The sequence below is a fragment of the Serratia sp. HRI genome (genome assembly GCF_010119335.3).
Lineage (GTDB): Bacteria > Pseudomonadota > Gammaproteobacteria > Enterobacterales > Enterobacteriaceae > Serratia > Serratia nevei.
In genome coordinates this window covers 2,390,435-2,406,922 of sequence record NZ_CP083690.1, presented here as the reverse complement: position 1 = coordinate 2,406,922, position 16,488 = coordinate 2,390,435, and the positions used below count along the sequence as shown (strand labels likewise).

Genomic DNA, 16,488 nt, shown 5'->3' with positions numbered 1-16,488 from the left:
GGGGGACGGCAACGTCCCCTGAATCGATCTGTAGGCTTACTTTCTTAAACGCACGCTTTCAACGGCGTGGTTAGCGCTTTTGGTCATGATCAGGCTGGCTCGCTCGCGCGTAGGCAGTATATTCTGCTGCAAATTCAATCCGTTAATTTCATTCCATAATTGCGTGGCGATATTAATCGCTTCCGGTTCCGGCAATTTTGAATAGTGATGGAAATAAGAATCAGGATTGGAAAATGCGCCCTGACGGAATTTCAGGAAGCGATTGATATACCAGCTTTGCAATAGCGTCTCTGGGGCATCGACATATATAGAGAAGTCGACAAAATCGGAAACGAATACGCGATGCGGATCGTGAGGGTAATCCATACCGCTTTGCAATACGTTAAGCCCTTCCAGGATCAGAATATCCGGCTGCTCGATGACTTTATTGCCCTCGGGCACAACGTCATAGATCAAATGGGAATAAACCGGGGCGGTGACGCGTTTGGCGCCGGATTTCACTTCCGACACGAATTTCACCAGGCTATGCATATCGTAAGACTGCGGGAAGCCTTTTTTCTTCATCAGGCCGCGTTCGTTCAGCACCTTATTAGGATGCAAGAAGCCGTCGGTCGTGATCAGCTCAACGCTGCGGTGTTCCGGCCAGCGGCTCAGCAGTGCCTGCAACAAGCGCGCTGTTGTGCTCTTACCGACGGCTACGCTGCCGGCGATGCCGATGACATAGGGAATTTTTTGCCCGTCGGTGCCGAGGAATTGCTCCAGTACCGCCTGCCGCCGCAGGTTGGAGCTGATATAGAAGTTCAACAGTCGTGACAGCGGCAGATAAATCTGCGCAACTTCTTCCAACGAGAGATCTTCGTTAATCCCTTTCAGTTTAACGATCTCTTCTTCCGACAACGTCAGCGGCACCGAATCTCTCAATGCAGCCCATTGGGTACGATCGAACTGTAGGTAGGGCGTTGCTAAAGATTGATCTCTTTTTATCATAAGCCAAATTCTGCCTGTTAACGCAGGTTGGGAAAGGCGCCGGACGCCAGCTCCAGAGAATAAACAAGCTGCATATTATAGACAGCTTCGTTTTTGGCGTAGACTTTTTTCGCAAAAGTTGTCGATAGGCAGCAGTTTATGTCAATTGTGCGAAGCGGCGCGCAGTTGATAAAGAGGGGTTGCAAGGCGGTATCATCGGGGCCGGATACCGCCTGAAGGCTAGCTGGCGATGGCGCGCGAAGGTTGGTTCACGGCGAACAGGCGTTTGTAATAAATAACGGTTGGATGGTAATGCCCATCGGGCCCTGCCGCATAATCCGGCAGCTCGCCCAAACAGCGATAACCCAGGCTGCGATAAAGCGCTTCTGCCGCCGAACCGGCCTGCGTATCCAGGTACAATAGCCCGCGCTGCTGTTGCAGTGCCGCGTGCTCCAGTGACTTCATCAGCGCCTGACCTACGCCGTTTCGTCGAGCGCGGCTATGTACCAACAGCTTCACTACCTCCGCACGATTACGGCCGTTCGGCTTCTGACAGAGCTCGAGTTGCACGGTGCCAACGACGCCGCGCTCGTCACGGGCAATCCACAGCAGCAGTTCACCTTTGGCCAAGGCCGGCCGCAGACTGTGGAAGTAGCTCTCTGCGTCTTCGTGAGGGATTAAGGTGTCGTAACCGACAGAAGCGCCGTGCGTGACGGCATCGGTCAACAGGCGGGCCAATTCATCGCGGTAAATCGGTAGCGTAGCGGCGTTGATAAGCACTATTTTCATCGGTCATTCCTCCTGGGATGGGGGTAATGAAGAGAAGCAATAACTGAGCCACAGCGGCGAAAGGCATGGCGACGGCAAAAGGGCGAGGGATCAGTGTAGCCCACGCCGCAGTCCGGGGCAGGTATCCCCTTTTTGGTGCATCGATCCCGCTCACAGTTTACCTGCGTGGGTTAAGTATTTTGAGAAGCCCGACACGGAGAAAGCGGCGCTCAAGGCTTGCAAAAAGTGGATAAAATTGTAGAGAATGATTGCCGCGAGTGATGAATGTTTGCACGCCGCAGGCTGCGAATTGCATGACAGTATGCAAAATTGACTGATTTATGAGCGAAAGTGCGCGTAAAGCAATTTTTTTGTTGCATAGGTCGCCCGCTCTACCTAGAATGCGCTGCACTTGATGCCGGCTTAGCTCAGTAGGTAGAGCAACTGACTTGTAATCAGTAGGTCACCAGTTCGATTCCGGTAGCCGGCACCATTCGAGTCACAAGTAGTTAAAATCTGGTGGGGTTCCCGAGCGGCCAAAGGGAGCAGACTGTAAATCTGCCGTCACAGACTTCGAAGGTTCGAATCCTTCCCCCACCACCAAATCTTGCCTTCGGCGATTAACTGAGATGCGATAAATACCGCAACGGTTGATGGCGGGAGGAGAGGGCGAAAGCCTTCGGCAAGGTTCGAGCTGTGCAGCGCAAGGCGCAGCCGGCCCGAAGGATGCGAGCCGAGTGATGAACAATCCTGCTCCATCCCAAAATTCTACAGAAAAATCAGGTAGCCGAGTTCCAGGATGCGGGCATCGTATAATGGCTATTACCTCAGCCTTCCAAGCTGATGATGTGGGTTCGATTCCCACTGCCCGCTCCAAGATGTGCTGATATAGCTCAGTTGGTAGAGCGCACCCTTGGTAAGGGTGAGGTCGGCAGTTCGAATCTGCCTATCAGCACCACTTCTTAATTTCTCGCCCCCTGATTTTCTTTCTGTTCTGGATTCAACGAGCAAATGCTTGGTTGATGTGGTGATACCACCGATTTATCCGTGTCTTAGAGGGACAATCGATGTCTAAAGAAAAGTTTGAACGTACAAAACCGCACGTTAACGTCGGTACTATCGGCCACGTTGACCACGGTAAAACTACCCTGACTGCAGCGATCACTACCGTACTGGCTAAAACCTACGGCGGTTCTGCACGTGCTTTCGACCAGATCGATAACGCGCCAGAAGAAAAAGCTCGTGGTATCACCATCAACACCTCTCACGTTGAGTATGACACCCCGACTCGTCACTACGCGCACGTTGACTGCCCAGGGCACGCCGACTACGTGAAAAACATGATCACCGGTGCTGCTCAGATGGACGGCGCGATCCTGGTAGTAGCTGCGACTGACGGCCCAATGCCTCAGACCCGTGAGCACATCCTGCTGGGTCGTCAGGTTGGCGTTCCTTTCATCATCGTATTCATGAACAAATGCGACATGGTTGATGATGAAGAGCTGCTGGAACTGGTAGAAATGGAAGTTCGCGAACTGCTGTCCGCTTACGACTTCCCAGGCGACGACCTGCCGGTAATCCGCGGTTCCGCGCTGAAAGCGCTGGAAGGCGAAGCTGAGTGGGAAGCGAAAATCATCGAACTGGCCGAAGCCCTGGACAGCTACATCCCAGAGCCAGAGCGTGCTATCGACAAGCCGTTCCTGCTGCCAATCGAAGACGTATTCTCCATCTCCGGTCGTGGTACCGTTGTTACCGGTCGTGTTGAGCGCGGTATCATCAAAGTTGGCGAAGAAGTTGAAATCGTTGGTATCAAAGACACCGTTAAGTCTACCTGTACTGGCGTTGAAATGTTCCGCAAACTGCTGGACGAAGGCCGTGCTGGTGAGAACGTAGGTGTTCTGCTGCGTGGTATCAAGCGCGAAGAAATCGAACGTGGTCAGGTACTGGCTAAGCCGGGCTCTATCAAGCCACACACCCAGTTCGAATCTGAAGTGTACATCCTGAGCAAAGATGAAGGTGGTCGTCACACTCCATTCTTCAAAGGCTACCGTCCACAGTTCTACTTCCGTACCACTGACGTGACCGGTACCATCGAACTGCCAGAAGGCGTAGAGATGGTAATGCCAGGCGACAACGTGAACATGGTTGTCACCCTGATTCACCCAATCGCGATGGATGACGGTCTGCGTTTCGCAATCCGTGAAGGCGGCCGTACCGTTGGCGCTGGTGTTGTTGCTAAAGTTATCGCTTAATCGCTGATAAAGTTTGACGCGACACGCGGTAAAAGGGCATCATTTGATGCCCTTTTTCTACGCTGTGAACTAGAACCTATCTCATCAGCGATTTTGCAGTCATAATCATTGGTGAGATGGGCTCTTAAACCGTATTGACTGAAATACGTCATAGCGTAAAACACCGGGATAGCGCTGAAGCGGTATCCGATCGGTTTGGTTTGCCTCGCAATGCGAGGCAAAGTTGTTTGTTCTGAATCATCATTGTGACAGGTTGGTTTATGAGTGCGAATACCGAGGCTCAAGGGAGCGGACGCGGCCTGGAAGCGGCAAAGTGGCTGATCGTCGCCGTTCTGTTGGTTGTGGCTATTGTCGGTAACTATTACTACCGTGATTTAAGCCTGCCATTGCGCGCGCTGGCAGTTGTGCTGATCATCGCCGTTGCAGGTGCAGTGGCTCTGATGACCACCAAAGGCAAAGCCACCGTTGCGTTTGCCCGCGAAGCGCGTACCGAAGTACGTAAAGTGATTTGGCCAACTCGTCAGGAAACGCTACACACCACGTTGATCGTTGCCGCGGTAACCGCCGTGATGTCACTGATTCTGTGGGGGCTGGATGGTATTCTGGTCCGTCTGGTGTCGTTTATTACTGGCCTGAGGTTCTAAAATGTCTGAAGCTCCAAAAAAACGTTGGTACGTCGTTCAGGCGTTTTCCGGTTTTGAAGGTCGCGTAGCACAATCGCTGCGTGAACACATCAAACTGCACGATATGGAAGAGCTGTTCGGCGAAGTGATGGTGCCTACGGAGGAAGTGGTTGAAATCCGTGGCGGCCAGCGTCGTAAGAGCGAGCGTAAGTTCTTCCCTGGCTACGTGCTGGTGCAGATGGTGATGAATGACGCCAGCTGGCACCTGGTGCGCAGCGTACCGCGCGTCATGGGATTCATCGGCGGTACGTCTGACCGTCCTGCGCCAATCAGCGATAAAGAAGTTGATGCGATCATGAACCGCCTGCAGCAGGTGGGTGACAAGCCGCGTCCGAAAACGCTGTTCGAACCGGGCGAGCTGGTGCGCGTCAACGACGGCCCGTTTGCCGACTTCAACGGTGTGGTCGAAGAAGTCGATTACGAGAAGAGCCGCCTGAAAGTTTCCGTTTCCATCTTTGGCCGTGCAACGCCGGTGGAACTGGACTTCAGCCAGGTTGAGAAAGGCTGATCGAATAATCAGCAGCGAGTGGCGCGTTGCCGCTTGTCAAAGGCGCGAAATTGAACTACAATTTCGCGCCTTTTGTTTTTATATGCCTTGCCTGATGCATGTTGGGCGGGGTGAAACACGGGGAGCCTCTTACGAGGCGATACTACCCAAACCGAGGAAATTTAAATGGCTAAGAAAGTACAAGCCTACGTCAAGCTGCAAGTTGCAGCTGGTATGGCGAACCCGAGCCCACCAGTGGGTCCAGCTCTGGGTCAGCAGGGCGTTAACATCATGGAATTCTGTAAGGCATTCAACGCTAAGACTGACAGCGTTGAAAAAGGTCTGCCGATTCCGGTTGTTATCACCGTTTATTCTGATCGCTCCTTCACTTTCGTTACCAAAACCCCGCCAGCAGCAGTTCTGCTGAAAAAAGCGGCTGGTATCAAGTCTGGTTCCGGTAAGCCGAACAAAGACAAAGTAGGTAAAGTGACCCGTGCTCAGGTACGTGAAATCGCAGAAACCAAAGCTGCGGACATGACTGGTTCTGACGTTGAAGCGATGACTCGCTCCATCGAAGGTACCGCTCGTTCCATGGGCCTGGTAGTGGAGGATTAAGAGATGGCTAAGCTGACCAAGCGCATGCGCGTGATCCGTGACAAAGTTGATGCTACTAAACAGTATGACATCACTGAAGCTGTTGCTCTGCTGAAAGAGCTGGCCACCGCTAAATTCGTAGAAAGCGTTGACGTTGCCGTTAACCTCGGCATTGACGCTCGTAAATCTGACCAAAACGTTCGTGGCGCTACCGTTCTGCCACACGGCACCGGTCGTTCCGTTCGCGTTGCCGTATTTGCCCAAGGCGCTAACGCTGAAGCAGCGAAAGCTGCCGGCGCAGAGCTGGTAGGTATGGACGATCTGGCTGACCAGATCAAGAAAGGCGAAATGAACTTCGACGTTGTTATTGCTTCCCCGGATGCAATGCGCGTTGTGGGTCAACTGGGCCAGATCCTGGGTCCACGCGGCCTGATGCCAAACCCGAAAGTGGGTACCGTTACTCCGAACGTTGCTGAAGCAGTGAAAAACGCTAAAGCAGGTCAGGTTCGCTACCGTAACGACAAAAACGGCATCATCCATACCACTATCGGTAAGGTTGATTTCGACGCAGACAAACTGAAAGAAAACCTGGAAGCCCTGCTGGTTGCGCTGAAAAAAGCAAAACCTTCTCAGGCGAAAGGCATGTACATCAAGAAAGTTAGCCTCTCCACCACCATGGGTGCTGGCGTTGCTATCGATCAGAGCGGTCTGTCTGCTGCAGCGAACTAATCGCATTTGCGATTATCGCTTTGACTTGGGGCCGAGATTTGTCTAGAATCTTATGCCCCAAGGTTTTGCTATTGGCTATGCCGTAGGCAAAACAAAGATTTTTCGGTTGGAGCCTGGCCTATCCAGGCCTCCGTCCAAGACCGCAGGTGTATCGCAAGATACTTAATCCTTCCTGCGTAGACGGTGACAGAGCCTAAGAAAATTTTTCTTTTTTATAAAAGAATGTCTTTGCTGGATTCTGCTCACCGTGTTAAGCCGCTCGGCGTGGCGTTTTACAAAGCGCCGAGTGAAGTGAGTTCCGGGGGATTTTCCCCGGCTAATCCAGGAGCAAAAAGCTAATGGCATTAAATCTTCAAGACAAACAAGCGATTGTTGCTGAAGTCAGCGAAGTAGCCAAAGGCGCGCTGTCTGCGGTTGTTGCGGATTCCCGTGGCGTTACCGTAGATAAAATGACTGAACTGCGTAAAGCAGGTCGTGAAGCTGGCGTTTACATGCGTGTTGTTCGCAACACCCTGATGCGTCGCGTAGTTGAAGGCACTCCATTCGAATGCCTGAAAGACACGTTTGTCGGTCCTACCTTGATTGCATTCTCTCACGAACACCCGGGCGCTGCTGCTCGTCTGTTCAAAGAGTTCGCGAAAGCGAATGCAAAATTCGAGGTTAAAGCTGCGGCCTTTGAAGGTGAGCTGATCCCTGCGGCGCAAATCGACCGCCTGGCGACGCTGCCAACTTACGATGAAGCAATCGCACGCCTGATGGCAACCATGAAAGAAGCCGCTGCCGGCAAACTGGTTCGCACTCTGGCTGCAGTACGCGATCAGAAAGAAGCGGCATAAGCCACTCTTTCTTAGCCTTTGCTAACGTATTTAAACTATTTCTGAATTTTAGGAACAATTGTTATGTCTATCACTAAAGACCAAATCCTGGAAGCAGTTGCCGCTATGTCCGTAATGGACGTTGTTGAACTGGTTTCCGCTATGGAAGAAAAATTCGGCGTTTCTGCTGCTGCTGCTGTAGCTGTTGCTGCTGGCCCAGCTGAAGCTGCTGAAGAGAAAACTGAATTCGACGTTATCCTGAAAGCTGCAGGCGCTAACAAAGTTGCTGTTATCAAAGCAGTACGTGGCGCTACCGGCCTGGGTCTGAAAGAAGCTAAAGACCTGGTTGAATCTGCTCCAGCCGCTCTGAAAGAAGGCGTGAGCAAAGATGACGCAGAAGCTCTGAAAAAATCTCTGGAAGAAGCTGGCGCAGAAGTTGAAGTTAAATAAGCCAACCTTTCCGGTTGCAGCCTAGTCTTTTAGGCTGATGGCTGGTGACTTTTTAGTCACCAGCCTTTTTGCGCTGTAGGGCGCCAGTAGCGTTTCACACTGTTTGGCTGCTGGTTTCGCCTCCCAATGTTTGTTTCTATTGACGACTTAATATACCGCGGTCTTTGCACTACCAGGAGTTCTGGGGGAAGACGCGATGAAATGGTTTAAGCGTGATAGCAAGAGACATTGCGGAAAGTGTTCCCGCTTTCCGGTCGACAAAACGGTGTTGCATGAACTGTCCCTAATCGGACGGACAGATTGGGTCACTGATCAGCGAGCTGAGGAACCCTATGGTTTACTCCTATACCGAGAAAAAACGTATTCGTAAGGATTTTGGTAAACGTCCACAAGTGCTGGACATACCATATCTCCTTTCTATCCAGCTTGACTCGTTCCAGAAGTTTATCGAGCAAGATCCAGAAGGGCAGTACGGCCTTGAAGCCGCATTCCGTTCTGTTTTCCCTATCCAGAGCTACAGTGGCAATTCGGAGCTGCAATACGTTAGCTACCGTCTTGGTGAGCCGGTCTTCGACGTCAAAGAGTGCCAGATCCGTGGTGTGACGTTCTCTGCACCGCTGCGCGTAAAACTGCGCCTGGTTATCTATGAGCGCGAAGCGCCTGAAGGTACGGTCAAAGACATCAAGGAACAAGAAGTCTACATGGGCGAAATTCCGCTCATGACCGAAAACGGCACCTTTGTGATCAACGGTACTGAGAGGGTTATCGTATCTCAGTTGCACCGTAGTCCTGGCGTATTCTTCGACAGCGATAAGGGTAAAACCCACTCCTCGGGTAAAGTGCTGTACAACGCACGTATCATCCCTTACCGCGGTTCATGGTTGGACTTCGAGTTCGATCCGAAAGACAACCTGTTCGTGCGTATCGACCGTCGCCGCAAACTGCCTGCGACCATCATTCTGCGCGCGTTGAACTACACCACTGAACAGATCCTCGACCTGTTCTTTGACAAGATCGTCTTCGAAATCCGCGACAACAAGCTGCAGATGGAGCTGGTGCCAGAGCGCCTGCGTGGTGAGACCGCTTCGTTCGACATCGAAGCCAACGGCAAGATCTACGTAGAGAAAGGCCGTCGCATCACCGCTCGTCATATCCGTCAGCTGGAAAAAGACGACATTCAGAGCATTGAAGTACCGGTAGAGTACATCGCGGGCAAAGTGGTCGCGAAAGACTATATCGATACCAATACCGGCGAACTGATCTGCGCAGCCAACATGGAGCTGTCGCTGGATCTGCTGGCCAAGCTGAGCCAGTCCGGCCACAAGCGCATCGAAACGCTGTTCACCAACGATCTGGATCACGGCGCGTACATCTCTGAAACGCTGCGTGTCGATCCGACCAACGATCGTCTGAGCTCGCTGGTAGAAATCTACCGCATGATGCGCCCTGGTGAGCCGCCAACGCGCGAAGCTGCCGAAAGCCTGTTCGAGAACCTGTTCTTCTCCGAAGACCGCTATGATCTGTCCGCGGTGGGTCGCATGAAGTTCAACCGTTCTCTGCTGCGCGACGAGATCGAAGGTTCGGGCATCCTGAGCAAAGACGACATCATCGAAGTGATGAAGAAGCTCATCGATATCCGTAACGGCAAGGGCGAAGTGGACGATATCGACCACTTGGGCAACCGTCGTATCCGCTCCGTCGGCGAAATGGCCGAGAACCAGTTCCGCGTAGGTCTGGTGCGTGTTGAGCGTGCGGTGAAAGAGCGCCTGTCTCTGGGCGATCTGGATACCCTGATGCCTCAGGACATGATCAACGCCAAGCCGATTTCGGCGGCGGTGAAAGAGTTCTTCGGCTCCAGCCAACTGTCCCAGTTCATGGACCAGAACAACCCGCTGTCCGAGATCACGCACAAGCGTCGTATCTCCGCACTGGGCCCGGGCGGTCTGACCCGTGAGCGCGCCGGCTTTGAAGTTCGAGACGTACACCCGACCCACTATGGCCGCGTGTGCCCAATCGAAACGCCGGAAGGTCCAAACATCGGTCTGATCAACTCCCTGTCCGTGTACGCACAGACTAACGAGTATGGCTTCCTGGAAACCCCGTACCGCCGCGTGCGTGACGGCGTGGTGACCGATGAAATCAACTACCTGTCTGCTATTGAAGAAGGCAACTTCGTTATCGCCCAGGCGAACTCCAACCTGGATGAAGAAGGCCGCTTCGTAGAAGACCTGGTCACCTGTCGTAGCAAAGGCGAATCAAGCCTGTTCAGCCGCGACCAGGTTGACTACATGGACGTATCCACCCAGCAGGTTGTTTCCGTTGGTGCTTCACTGATTCCATTCCTGGAACACGATGACGCCAACCGTGCATTGATGGGTGCGAACATGCAACGTCAGGCCGTACCAACCCTGCGTGCTGACAAGCCGCTGGTCGGTACCGGTATGGAACGCGCTGTAGCGGTTGACTCCGGCGTAACCGCCGTTGCCAAACGCGGCGGTGTGATCCAGTACGTGGATGCTTCCCGTATCGTTATCAAAGTTAACGAAGACGAGATGTATCCGGGCGAAGCAGGTATCGATATTTACAACCTGACCAAGTACACCCGTTCTAACCAGAACACCTGCATCAACCAGATGCCGTGTGTGAATCTGGGTGAGCCAATCGAGCGCGGCGACGTGCTGGCGGATGGCCCATCGACAGACCTGGGCGAGCTGGCACTGGGCCAGAACATGCGCGTAGCGTTCATGCCTTGGAACGGCTACAACTTCGAAGACTCCATCTTGGTCTCCGAGCGCGTGGTGCAGGAAGATCGCTTCACCACCATCCACATCCAGGAACTGGCGTGCGTGTCTCGCGACACCAAGCTGGGGCCTGAAGAGATCACCGCCGACATCCCTAACGTGGGTGAAGCTGCGCTCTCCAAGCTGGATGAATCCGGTATCGTGTATATCGGTGCGGAAGTGACCGGCGGTGACATTCTGGTCGGTAAGGTAACGCCTAAAGGCGAAACCCAGCTGACGCCGGAAGAGAAACTGCTGCGTGCGATCTTTGGTGAGAAAGCGTCTGACGTTAAAGACTCTTCTCTGCGTGTACCGAACGGCGTTTCCGGTACGGTTATCGACGTGCAGGTCTTCACCCGCGATGGCGTGGAAAAAGACAAGCGCGCGTTGGAAATCGAAGAGATGCAGCTGAAGCAGGCGAAGAAAGACCTGACTGAAGAACTGCAGATCCTGGAAGCCGGCCTGTTTGCACGTATCCACGCGGTGCTGGTTGCCGGTGGCATCGAAGCCGACAAGCTGAGCAAGCTGCCGCGCGATCGCTGGCTGGAACTGGGCCTGACCGACGAAGAGAAGCAAAACCAGCTGGAGCAGCTGGCTGAGCAGTACGACGAACTGAAATCCGACTTCGAGAAGAAGCTGGAAGCCAAGCGTCGTAAGATCACTCAGGGCGACGATCTGGCGCCGGGCGTGCTGAAAATCGTCAAGGTTTATCTGGCCGTTAAGCGTCAGATCCAACCGGGTGACAAGATGGCGGGCCGCCACGGTAACAAGGGTGTTATCTCCAAGATCAACCCGATCGAAGATATGCCTTACGATGAAAACGGCACGCCGGTAGACATCGTACTGAACCCGCTGGGCGTACCATCACGTATGAACATCGGTCAGATCCTGGAAACCCACCTGGGTATGGCTGCGAAAGGCATCGGTGAGAAGATCAACCAGATGCTGAAGCAGCAGCAGGAAGTGGCCAAGCTGCGTGAGTTCATCCAGAAGGCCTACGATCTGGGCGACGACGTTTGCCAGAAAGTTGACCTGAACACCTTCAGCGACGACGAAGTGCTGCGTCTGGCAGAGAACCTGAAAAAAGGTATGCCGATCGCAACGCCGGTGTTTGACGGTGCGAAAGAGACTGAAATCAAGAAGCTGCTGGAAATGGGCGGTATCCCGACCTCCGGTCAGATCACGCTGTTCGATGGCCGTACCGGTGAGCAATTCGAGCGCCAGGTTACTGTCGGCTATATGTACATGCTGAAACTGAACCACTTGGTTGACGATAAAATGCACGCCCGTTCAACCGGTTCTTACAGCTTGGTTACTCAGCAACCTCTGGGTGGTAAAGCGCAGTTCGGTGGTCAACGCTTCGGTGAGATGGAAGTGTGGGCACTGGAAGCATACGGCGCGGCTTATACCCTGCAGGAAATGCTCACCGTTAAGTCGGATGACGTTAACGGCCGTACCAAGATGTACAAAAACATCGTGGATGGCGACCACCGGATGGAGCCAGGCATGCCGGAATCCTTCAACGTACTGTTGAAAGAAATCCGCTCGCTCGGCATCAACATCGAACTGGAAGACGAGTAATCGTCATTCCGGCTCAGGCTCCCCGCCTAAGGGAGCCTGAGGGTGGTTGTTCAGGTCACACGGGTACCTACTGCGGTTGTGGGTACCCAACAGGTTTAACTCCGACAGGAGCCAATCCGTGAAAGACTTATTGAAGTTTCTGAAAGCGCAAACTAAGACCGAAGAGTTTGATGCGATCAAGATTGCTCTGGCCTCGCCAGACATGATCCGTTCGTGGTCGTTCGGTGAAGTTAAGAAGCCGGAAACCATTAACTACCGTACGTTCAAACCAGAGCGTGACGGCCTTTTCTGCGCCCGTATCTTCGGGCCGGTAAAAGATTACGAGTGCCTGTGCGGTAAGTACAAGCGCTTGAAACACCGCGGCGTGATCTGTGAGAAGTGCGGCGTTGAAGTGACCCAGACCAAAGTGCGTCGTGAGCGCATGGGCCACATCGAGCTGGCCTCGCCGACCGCGCACATCTGGTTCCTGAAATCGCTGCCATCCCGCATCGGTTTGCTGCTGGATATGCCGCTGCGTGACATCGAACGCGTACTGTACTTCGAATCCTATGTGGTGGTCGAAGGCGGTATGACCAACCTCGAGCGCCGTCAGATCCTGACCGAAGAGCAGTATCTGGACGCGCTGGAAGAGTTCGGTGACGAATTCGACGCCAAGATGGGTGCGGAAGCTATTCAGGCCCTGTTGAAAAACATGGATCTGGAAGCCGAGTGCGAGCAGCTGCGTGAAGAGCTGAACGAAACCAACTCCGAAACCAAGCGCAAGAAGCTGACCAAGCGTATCAAGCTGCTGGAAGCGTTCGTACAGTCTGGCAACAAGCCGGAGTGGATGATCCTGACCGTGCTGCCGGTACTGCCACCGGATCTGCGCCCGCTGGTTCCGCTGGATGGCGGTCGTTTCGCGACGTCGGATCTGAACGATCTGTATCGCCGCGTGATCAACCGTAACAACCGTCTGAAACGCCTGCTGGATCTGGCTGCGCCTGACATCATCGTGCGCAACGAAAAGCGTATGCTGCAAGAAGCGGTAGACGCCCTGCTGGATAACGGCCGTCGCGGTCGTGCCATCACCGGTTCCAACAAACGTCCTCTGAAATCTTTGGCCGACATGATCAAAGGTAAGCAGGGTCGTTTCCGTCAGAACCTGCTCGGTAAACGCGTTGACTACTCCGGCCGTTCCGTAATCACCGTAGGTCCATACCTGCGTCTGCATCAGTGCGGTCTGCCTAAGAAGATGGCGCTGGAACTGTTCAAACCGTTCATCTACGGCAAGTTGGAGCTGCGTGGCTTGGCCACCACCATCAAAGCCGCCAAGAAAATGGTTGAGCGTGAAGAAGCCGTCGTTTGGGATATCCTGGACGAAGTGATCCGCGAACACCCGGTACTGCTGAACCGTGCACCAACCCTGCACCGTTTGGGTATCCAGGCGTTTGAACCGGTTCTGATCGAAGGTAAAGCGATCCAGCTGCACCCGCTGGTTTGTGCGGCCTATAACGCTGACTTCGACGGTGACCAGATGGCTGTTCACGTACCGCTGACGCTGGAAGCCCAGCTGGAAGCGCGTGCGCTGATGATGTCCACCAACAACATCCTGTCCCCAGCGAACGGCGAGCCAATCATCGTTCCTTCTCAGGACGTTGTACTGGGTCTGTACTACATGACCCGCGACTGTGTTAACGCCAAGGGCGAAGGCATGGTGCTGAACGGTTCCAAAGAAGCTGAGCGTGTTTACCGCGCCGGCCTGGCGTCGCTGCATGCGCGCGTTAAAGTGCGTATCACCGAAGACGTCAAAAACGCCGAAGGCGAATGGACTTCTCAGACCAGCATCATCGACACCACCATCGGCCGCGCCATCCTGTGGATGATCGTACCGAAAGGTCTGCCGTACTCGATCGTTAACCAGCCATTGGGCAAGAAAGCGATCTCCAAGATGCTGAACACCTGTTACCGCATCCTGGGCCTGAAGCCGACCGTTATCTTTGCTGACCAGATCATGTACACCGGTTTTGCTTACGCAGCCCGTTCCGGCGCTTCCGTAGGTATCGACGACATGGTTATCCCGGCCAAGAAAGCGGAGATCATCGAAGAAGCGGAAACCGAAGTTGCCGAGATCCAGGAGCAGTTCCAGTCTGGTCTGGTTACCGCCGGCGAACGCTACAACAAAGTGATCGATATCTGGGCTGCAGCGAACGAACGCGTTGCGAAAGCGATGATGGAAAACCTGTCGGTAGAAGACGTGGTTAACCGTGACGGCGAAGTGGAACAGCAAGTTTCCTTCAACAGCATCTTTATGATGGCCGACTCCGGTGCGCGTGGTTCCGCCGCTCAGATTCGTCAGCTGGCCGGTATGCGTGGTCTGATGGCGAAGCCGGACGGCTCCATCATCGAAACGCCAATCACCGCGAACTTCCGTGAAGGTCTGAACGTACTCCAGTACTTCATCTCCACCCACGGTGCTCGTAAAGGTCTGGCGGATACCGCACTGAAAACCGCGAACTCCGGTTATCTGACCCGTCGTCTGGTTGACGTGGCGCAGGATCTGGTGGTGACCGAAGACGACTGTGGCACCCACGACGGCATCCTGATGACTCCGGTTATCGAAGGTGGCGACGTGAAAGAGCCACTGCGTGAACGCGTTCTGGGCCGTGTGACGGCAGAAGACGTCCTCAAGCCGGGTACGGCGGACATTCTGGTGCCACGCAACACCCTGCTGAACGAGAAGGCGTGTGACCTGTTGGAAGAGAACTCTGTCGACAGTGTTAAAGTCCGTTCCGTGGTGAGCTGTGAAACCGACTTTGGTGTGTGTGCAAACTGCTACGGTCGCGACCTGGCACGTGGCCACATCATCAACAAAGGTGAAGCCATCGGCGTTATCGCGGCACAGTCCATCGGTGAGCCGGGTACACAGCTGACGATGCGTACGTTCCACATCGGTGGTGCGGCATCTCGTGCGGCTGCTGAATCCAGCATCCAGGTGAAAAACAAGGGTAGCCTCAAGCTGAGCAACGCGAAGTTCGTTATGAACGCTGCGGGCAAGCTGGTGATCACCTCGCGTAACACCGAACTGAAACTGATCGACGAATTCGGCCGTACCAAAGAAAGCTACAAGGTGCCTTACGGTGCCGTGATGGGCAAAGGCGACGGTGAAGAAGTTAACGGCGGCGAAACCGTTGCTAACTGGGATCCGCACACCATGCCGGTCATCAGTGAAGTCAGCGGCTTCATTCGCTTCGCGGACATGGTTGACGGCCAGACCATTACTCGCCAGACCGACGAACTGACCGGTTTGTCTTCTCTGGTAGTTCTGGACAGCGCAGAGCGTACCGGTAGCGGTAAAGACCTGCGTCCGGCACTGAAAATCGTTGACGCTCAGGGCGAAGACGTATTGATCCCAGGCACCGATATGCCTGCTCAATACTTCCTGCCGGGCAAAGCGATCGTTCAGCTGGAAGACGGCATTCAGATCGGTGCGGGTGATACCCTGGCGCGTATTCCTCAGGAATCCGGCGGTACCAAGGATATTACCGGTGGTCTGCCGCGCGTTGCCGACCTGTTCGAAGCACGTCGTCCGAAAGAGCCGGCAATCCTGGCTGAAATCAGCGGGATTATCTCGTTCGGTAAAGAGACCAAAGGCAAACGTCGCCTGGTGATCTCTCCGCTGGACGGCAGCGACGCTTACGAAGAGATGATTCCGAAATGGCGTCAGCTCAACGTGTTCGAAGGCGAAGTGGTGGAACGTGGTGACGTCGTTTCCGACGGCCCAGAGTCTCCGCACGACATTCTGCGTCTGCGTGGTGTGCATGCGGTTACCCGCTACATCACCAACGAAGTGCAGGAAGTTTACCGTCTGCAAGGCGTTAAGATTAACGATAAGCACATCGAAGTTATCGTTCGTCAGATGCTGCGTAAAGGCACCATCGTTAGCGCTGGTGGCTCCGAGTTCCTGGAAGGCGAGCAGGCTGAAGTGTCTCGCGTCAAGATTGCCAACCGTCAGCTGGAAGCTGAAGGTAAAATTGCGGCAACCTTCTCGCGCGATCTGCTGGGTATCACCAAGGCTTCCTTGGCGACCGAGTCCTTCATCTCCGCTGCATCGTTCCAGGAAACGACGCGCGTTCTGACCGAAGCTGCCGTAGCCGGCAAGCGTGATGAACTGCGTGGCCTGAAAGAGAACGTCATCGTGGGCCGTCTGATCCCAGCCGGTACCGGTTACGCTTATCATCAGGATCGCATGCGTCGTCGTGCTCAGGGGGAAGCGCCGGTTGTTCCGCAAGTCAGCGCGGAAGAAGCGACGGCTAACCTGGCCGAGCTGCTCAACGCAGGCCTGGGCGGCAGCGACGACGAGTAATCGTCATCCGCGCCGCGGGCCCGGCATGCCGGGCCCATCGC

11 protein-coding genes, 4 tRNA genes and 1 other RNA gene are annotated in these 16,488 nt (G+C 54.2%); 14 read left to right on the top strand and 2 right to left on the bottom strand.

Annotated features, from left to right (window positions below):
• Window positions 1–36: 36 nt before the first annotated feature.
• Both coaA and GF111_RS11610 read right to left on the bottom strand, forming a co-directional pair.
• Window positions 37–987: a type I pantothenate kinase gene (gene coaA, locus GF111_RS11615; RefSeq protein ID WP_033636718.1), complete on the bottom strand. Its 951-nt coding sequence runs from the start codon at window positions 985–987 to the stop codon at window positions 37–39.
• Between the two features lie 219 nt (window positions 988–1,206).
• Complete coding sequence (locus GF111_RS11610; RefSeq protein WP_038874432.1) at window positions 1,207–1,755, bottom strand: GNAT family N-acetyltransferase; 549 nt, start codon at window positions 1,753–1,755, stop codon at window positions 1,207–1,209.
• Window positions 1,756–2,151: 396 nt separating this feature from the next.
• Here GF111_RS11610 and GF111_RS11605 point away from each other — a divergent pair.
• The 14 genes from GF111_RS11605 (at window position 2,152) to rpoC (ending at window position 16,447) form a co-directional block, all read left to right on the top strand.
• Window positions 2,152–2,227 (top strand) — tRNA-Thr (locus GF111_RS11605).
• Between the two features lie 25 nt (window positions 2,228–2,252).
• A tRNA-Tyr gene (locus tag GF111_RS11600) sits at window positions 2,253–2,337 on the top strand.
• A 46-nt stretch (window positions 2,338–2,383) separates the two neighbouring features.
• A non-coding RNA gene (locus tag GF111_RS11595) (RtT sRNA) lies at window positions 2,384–2,499 on the top strand.
• 36 nt (window positions 2,500–2,535) lie between these two features.
• Window positions 2,536–2,610: transfer RNA gene (locus tag GF111_RS11590), tRNA-Gly, on the top strand.
• A gap of 6 nt (window positions 2,611–2,616) precedes the next feature.
• Window positions 2,617–2,692: transfer RNA gene (locus GF111_RS11585), tRNA-Thr, on the top strand.
• Window positions 2,693–2,801: 109 nt separating this feature from the next.
• A complete protein-coding gene (gene tuf / locus GF111_RS11580) occupies window positions 2,802–3,986 on the top strand; it encodes an elongation factor Tu (RefSeq protein WP_015376315.1) in 1,185 nt (394 codons plus the stop codon).
• A gap of 260 nt (window positions 3,987–4,246) precedes the next feature.
• On the top strand, window positions 4,247–4,630 hold the full coding sequence (gene secE / locus GF111_RS11575; RefSeq protein WP_004929916.1) for a preprotein translocase subunit SecE: 384 nt from the start codon (window positions 4,247–4,249) through the stop codon (window positions 4,628–4,630).
• 1 nt (window position 4,631) lies between these two features.
• Window positions 4,632–5,177: a transcription termination/antitermination protein NusG gene (gene nusG / locus GF111_RS11570; protein ID WP_004929914.1), complete on the top strand. Its 546-nt coding sequence runs from the start codon at window positions 4,632–4,634 to the stop codon at window positions 5,175–5,177.
• Window positions 5,178–5,342: 165 nt separating this feature from the next.
• Window positions 5,343–5,771: a 50S ribosomal protein L11 gene (gene rplK / locus GF111_RS11565; RefSeq protein WP_015376316.1), complete on the top strand. Its 429-nt coding sequence runs from the start codon at window positions 5,343–5,345 to the stop codon at window positions 5,769–5,771.
• Window positions 5,772–5,774: 3 nt separating this feature from the next.
• On the top strand, window positions 5,775–6,479 hold the full coding sequence (gene rplA, locus GF111_RS11560) for a 50S ribosomal protein L1 (RefSeq protein ID WP_019456443.1): 705 nt from the start codon (window positions 5,775–5,777) through the stop codon (window positions 6,477–6,479).
• Window positions 6,480–6,817: 338 nt separating this feature from the next.
• A complete protein-coding gene (gene rplJ / locus GF111_RS11555; RefSeq protein ID WP_047729348.1) occupies window positions 6,818–7,315 on the top strand; it encodes a 50S ribosomal protein L10 in 498 nt (165 codons plus the stop codon).
• Window positions 7,316–7,378: 63 nt separating this feature from the next.
• The gene (rplL, locus tag GF111_RS11550; RefSeq protein ID WP_004929903.1) at window positions 7,379–7,744 is read left to right on the top strand and encodes a 50S ribosomal protein L7/L12; all 366 of its coding nucleotides are present in this window, start codon (window positions 7,379–7,381) and stop codon (window positions 7,742–7,744) included.
• A 332-nt stretch (window positions 7,745–8,076) separates the two neighbouring features.
• Entirely contained in the window at window positions 8,077–12,105 is a 4,029-nt protein-coding gene (gene rpoB, locus GF111_RS11545) for a DNA-directed RNA polymerase subunit beta (protein ID WP_004929900.1), read from the top strand.
• A 118-nt stretch (window positions 12,106–12,223) separates the two neighbouring features.
• Window positions 12,224–16,447: a DNA-directed RNA polymerase subunit beta' gene (gene rpoC, locus GF111_RS11540; RefSeq protein WP_047729347.1), complete on the top strand. Its 4,224-nt coding sequence runs from the start codon at window positions 12,224–12,226 to the stop codon at window positions 16,445–16,447.
• Window positions 16,448–16,488: the final 41 nt, after the last annotated feature.

What these genes read in the sequence shown, in the direction of transcription:
- GF111_RS11610 (WP_038874432.1), bottom strand. Translation starts at nt 1,755, where the DNA reads ATGAAAATAGTGCTTATCAACGCCGCTACGCTACCGATTTACCGCGAT.
- rplA (WP_019456443.1), top strand. Translation starts at nt 5,775, where the DNA reads ATGGCTAAGCTGACCAAGCGCATGCGCGTGATCCGTGACAAAGTTGAT.
- coaA (WP_033636718.1), bottom strand. Translation starts at nt 987, where the DNA reads ATGATAAAAAGAGATCAATCTTTAGCAACGCCCTACCTACAGTTCGAT.
- nusG (WP_004929914.1), top strand. Translation starts at nt 4,632, where the DNA reads ATGTCTGAAGCTCCAAAAAAACGTTGGTACGTCGTTCAGGCGTTTTCC.
- rplL (WP_004929903.1), top strand. Translation starts at nt 7,379, where the DNA reads ATGTCTATCACTAAAGACCAAATCCTGGAAGCAGTTGCCGCTATGTCC.
- rplK (WP_015376316.1), top strand. Translation starts at nt 5,343, where the DNA reads ATGGCTAAGAAAGTACAAGCCTACGTCAAGCTGCAAGTTGCAGCTGGT.
- rpoB (WP_004929900.1), top strand. Translation starts at nt 8,077, where the DNA reads ATGGTTTACTCCTATACCGAGAAAAAACGTATTCGTAAGGATTTTGGT.
- rplJ (WP_047729348.1), top strand. Translation starts at nt 6,818, where the DNA reads ATGGCATTAAATCTTCAAGACAAACAAGCGATTGTTGCTGAAGTCAGC.
- secE (WP_004929916.1), top strand. Translation starts at nt 4,247, where the DNA reads ATGAGTGCGAATACCGAGGCTCAAGGGAGCGGACGCGGCCTGGAAGCG.
- tuf (WP_015376315.1), top strand. Translation starts at nt 2,802, where the DNA reads ATGTCTAAAGAAAAGTTTGAACGTACAAAACCGCACGTTAACGTCGGT.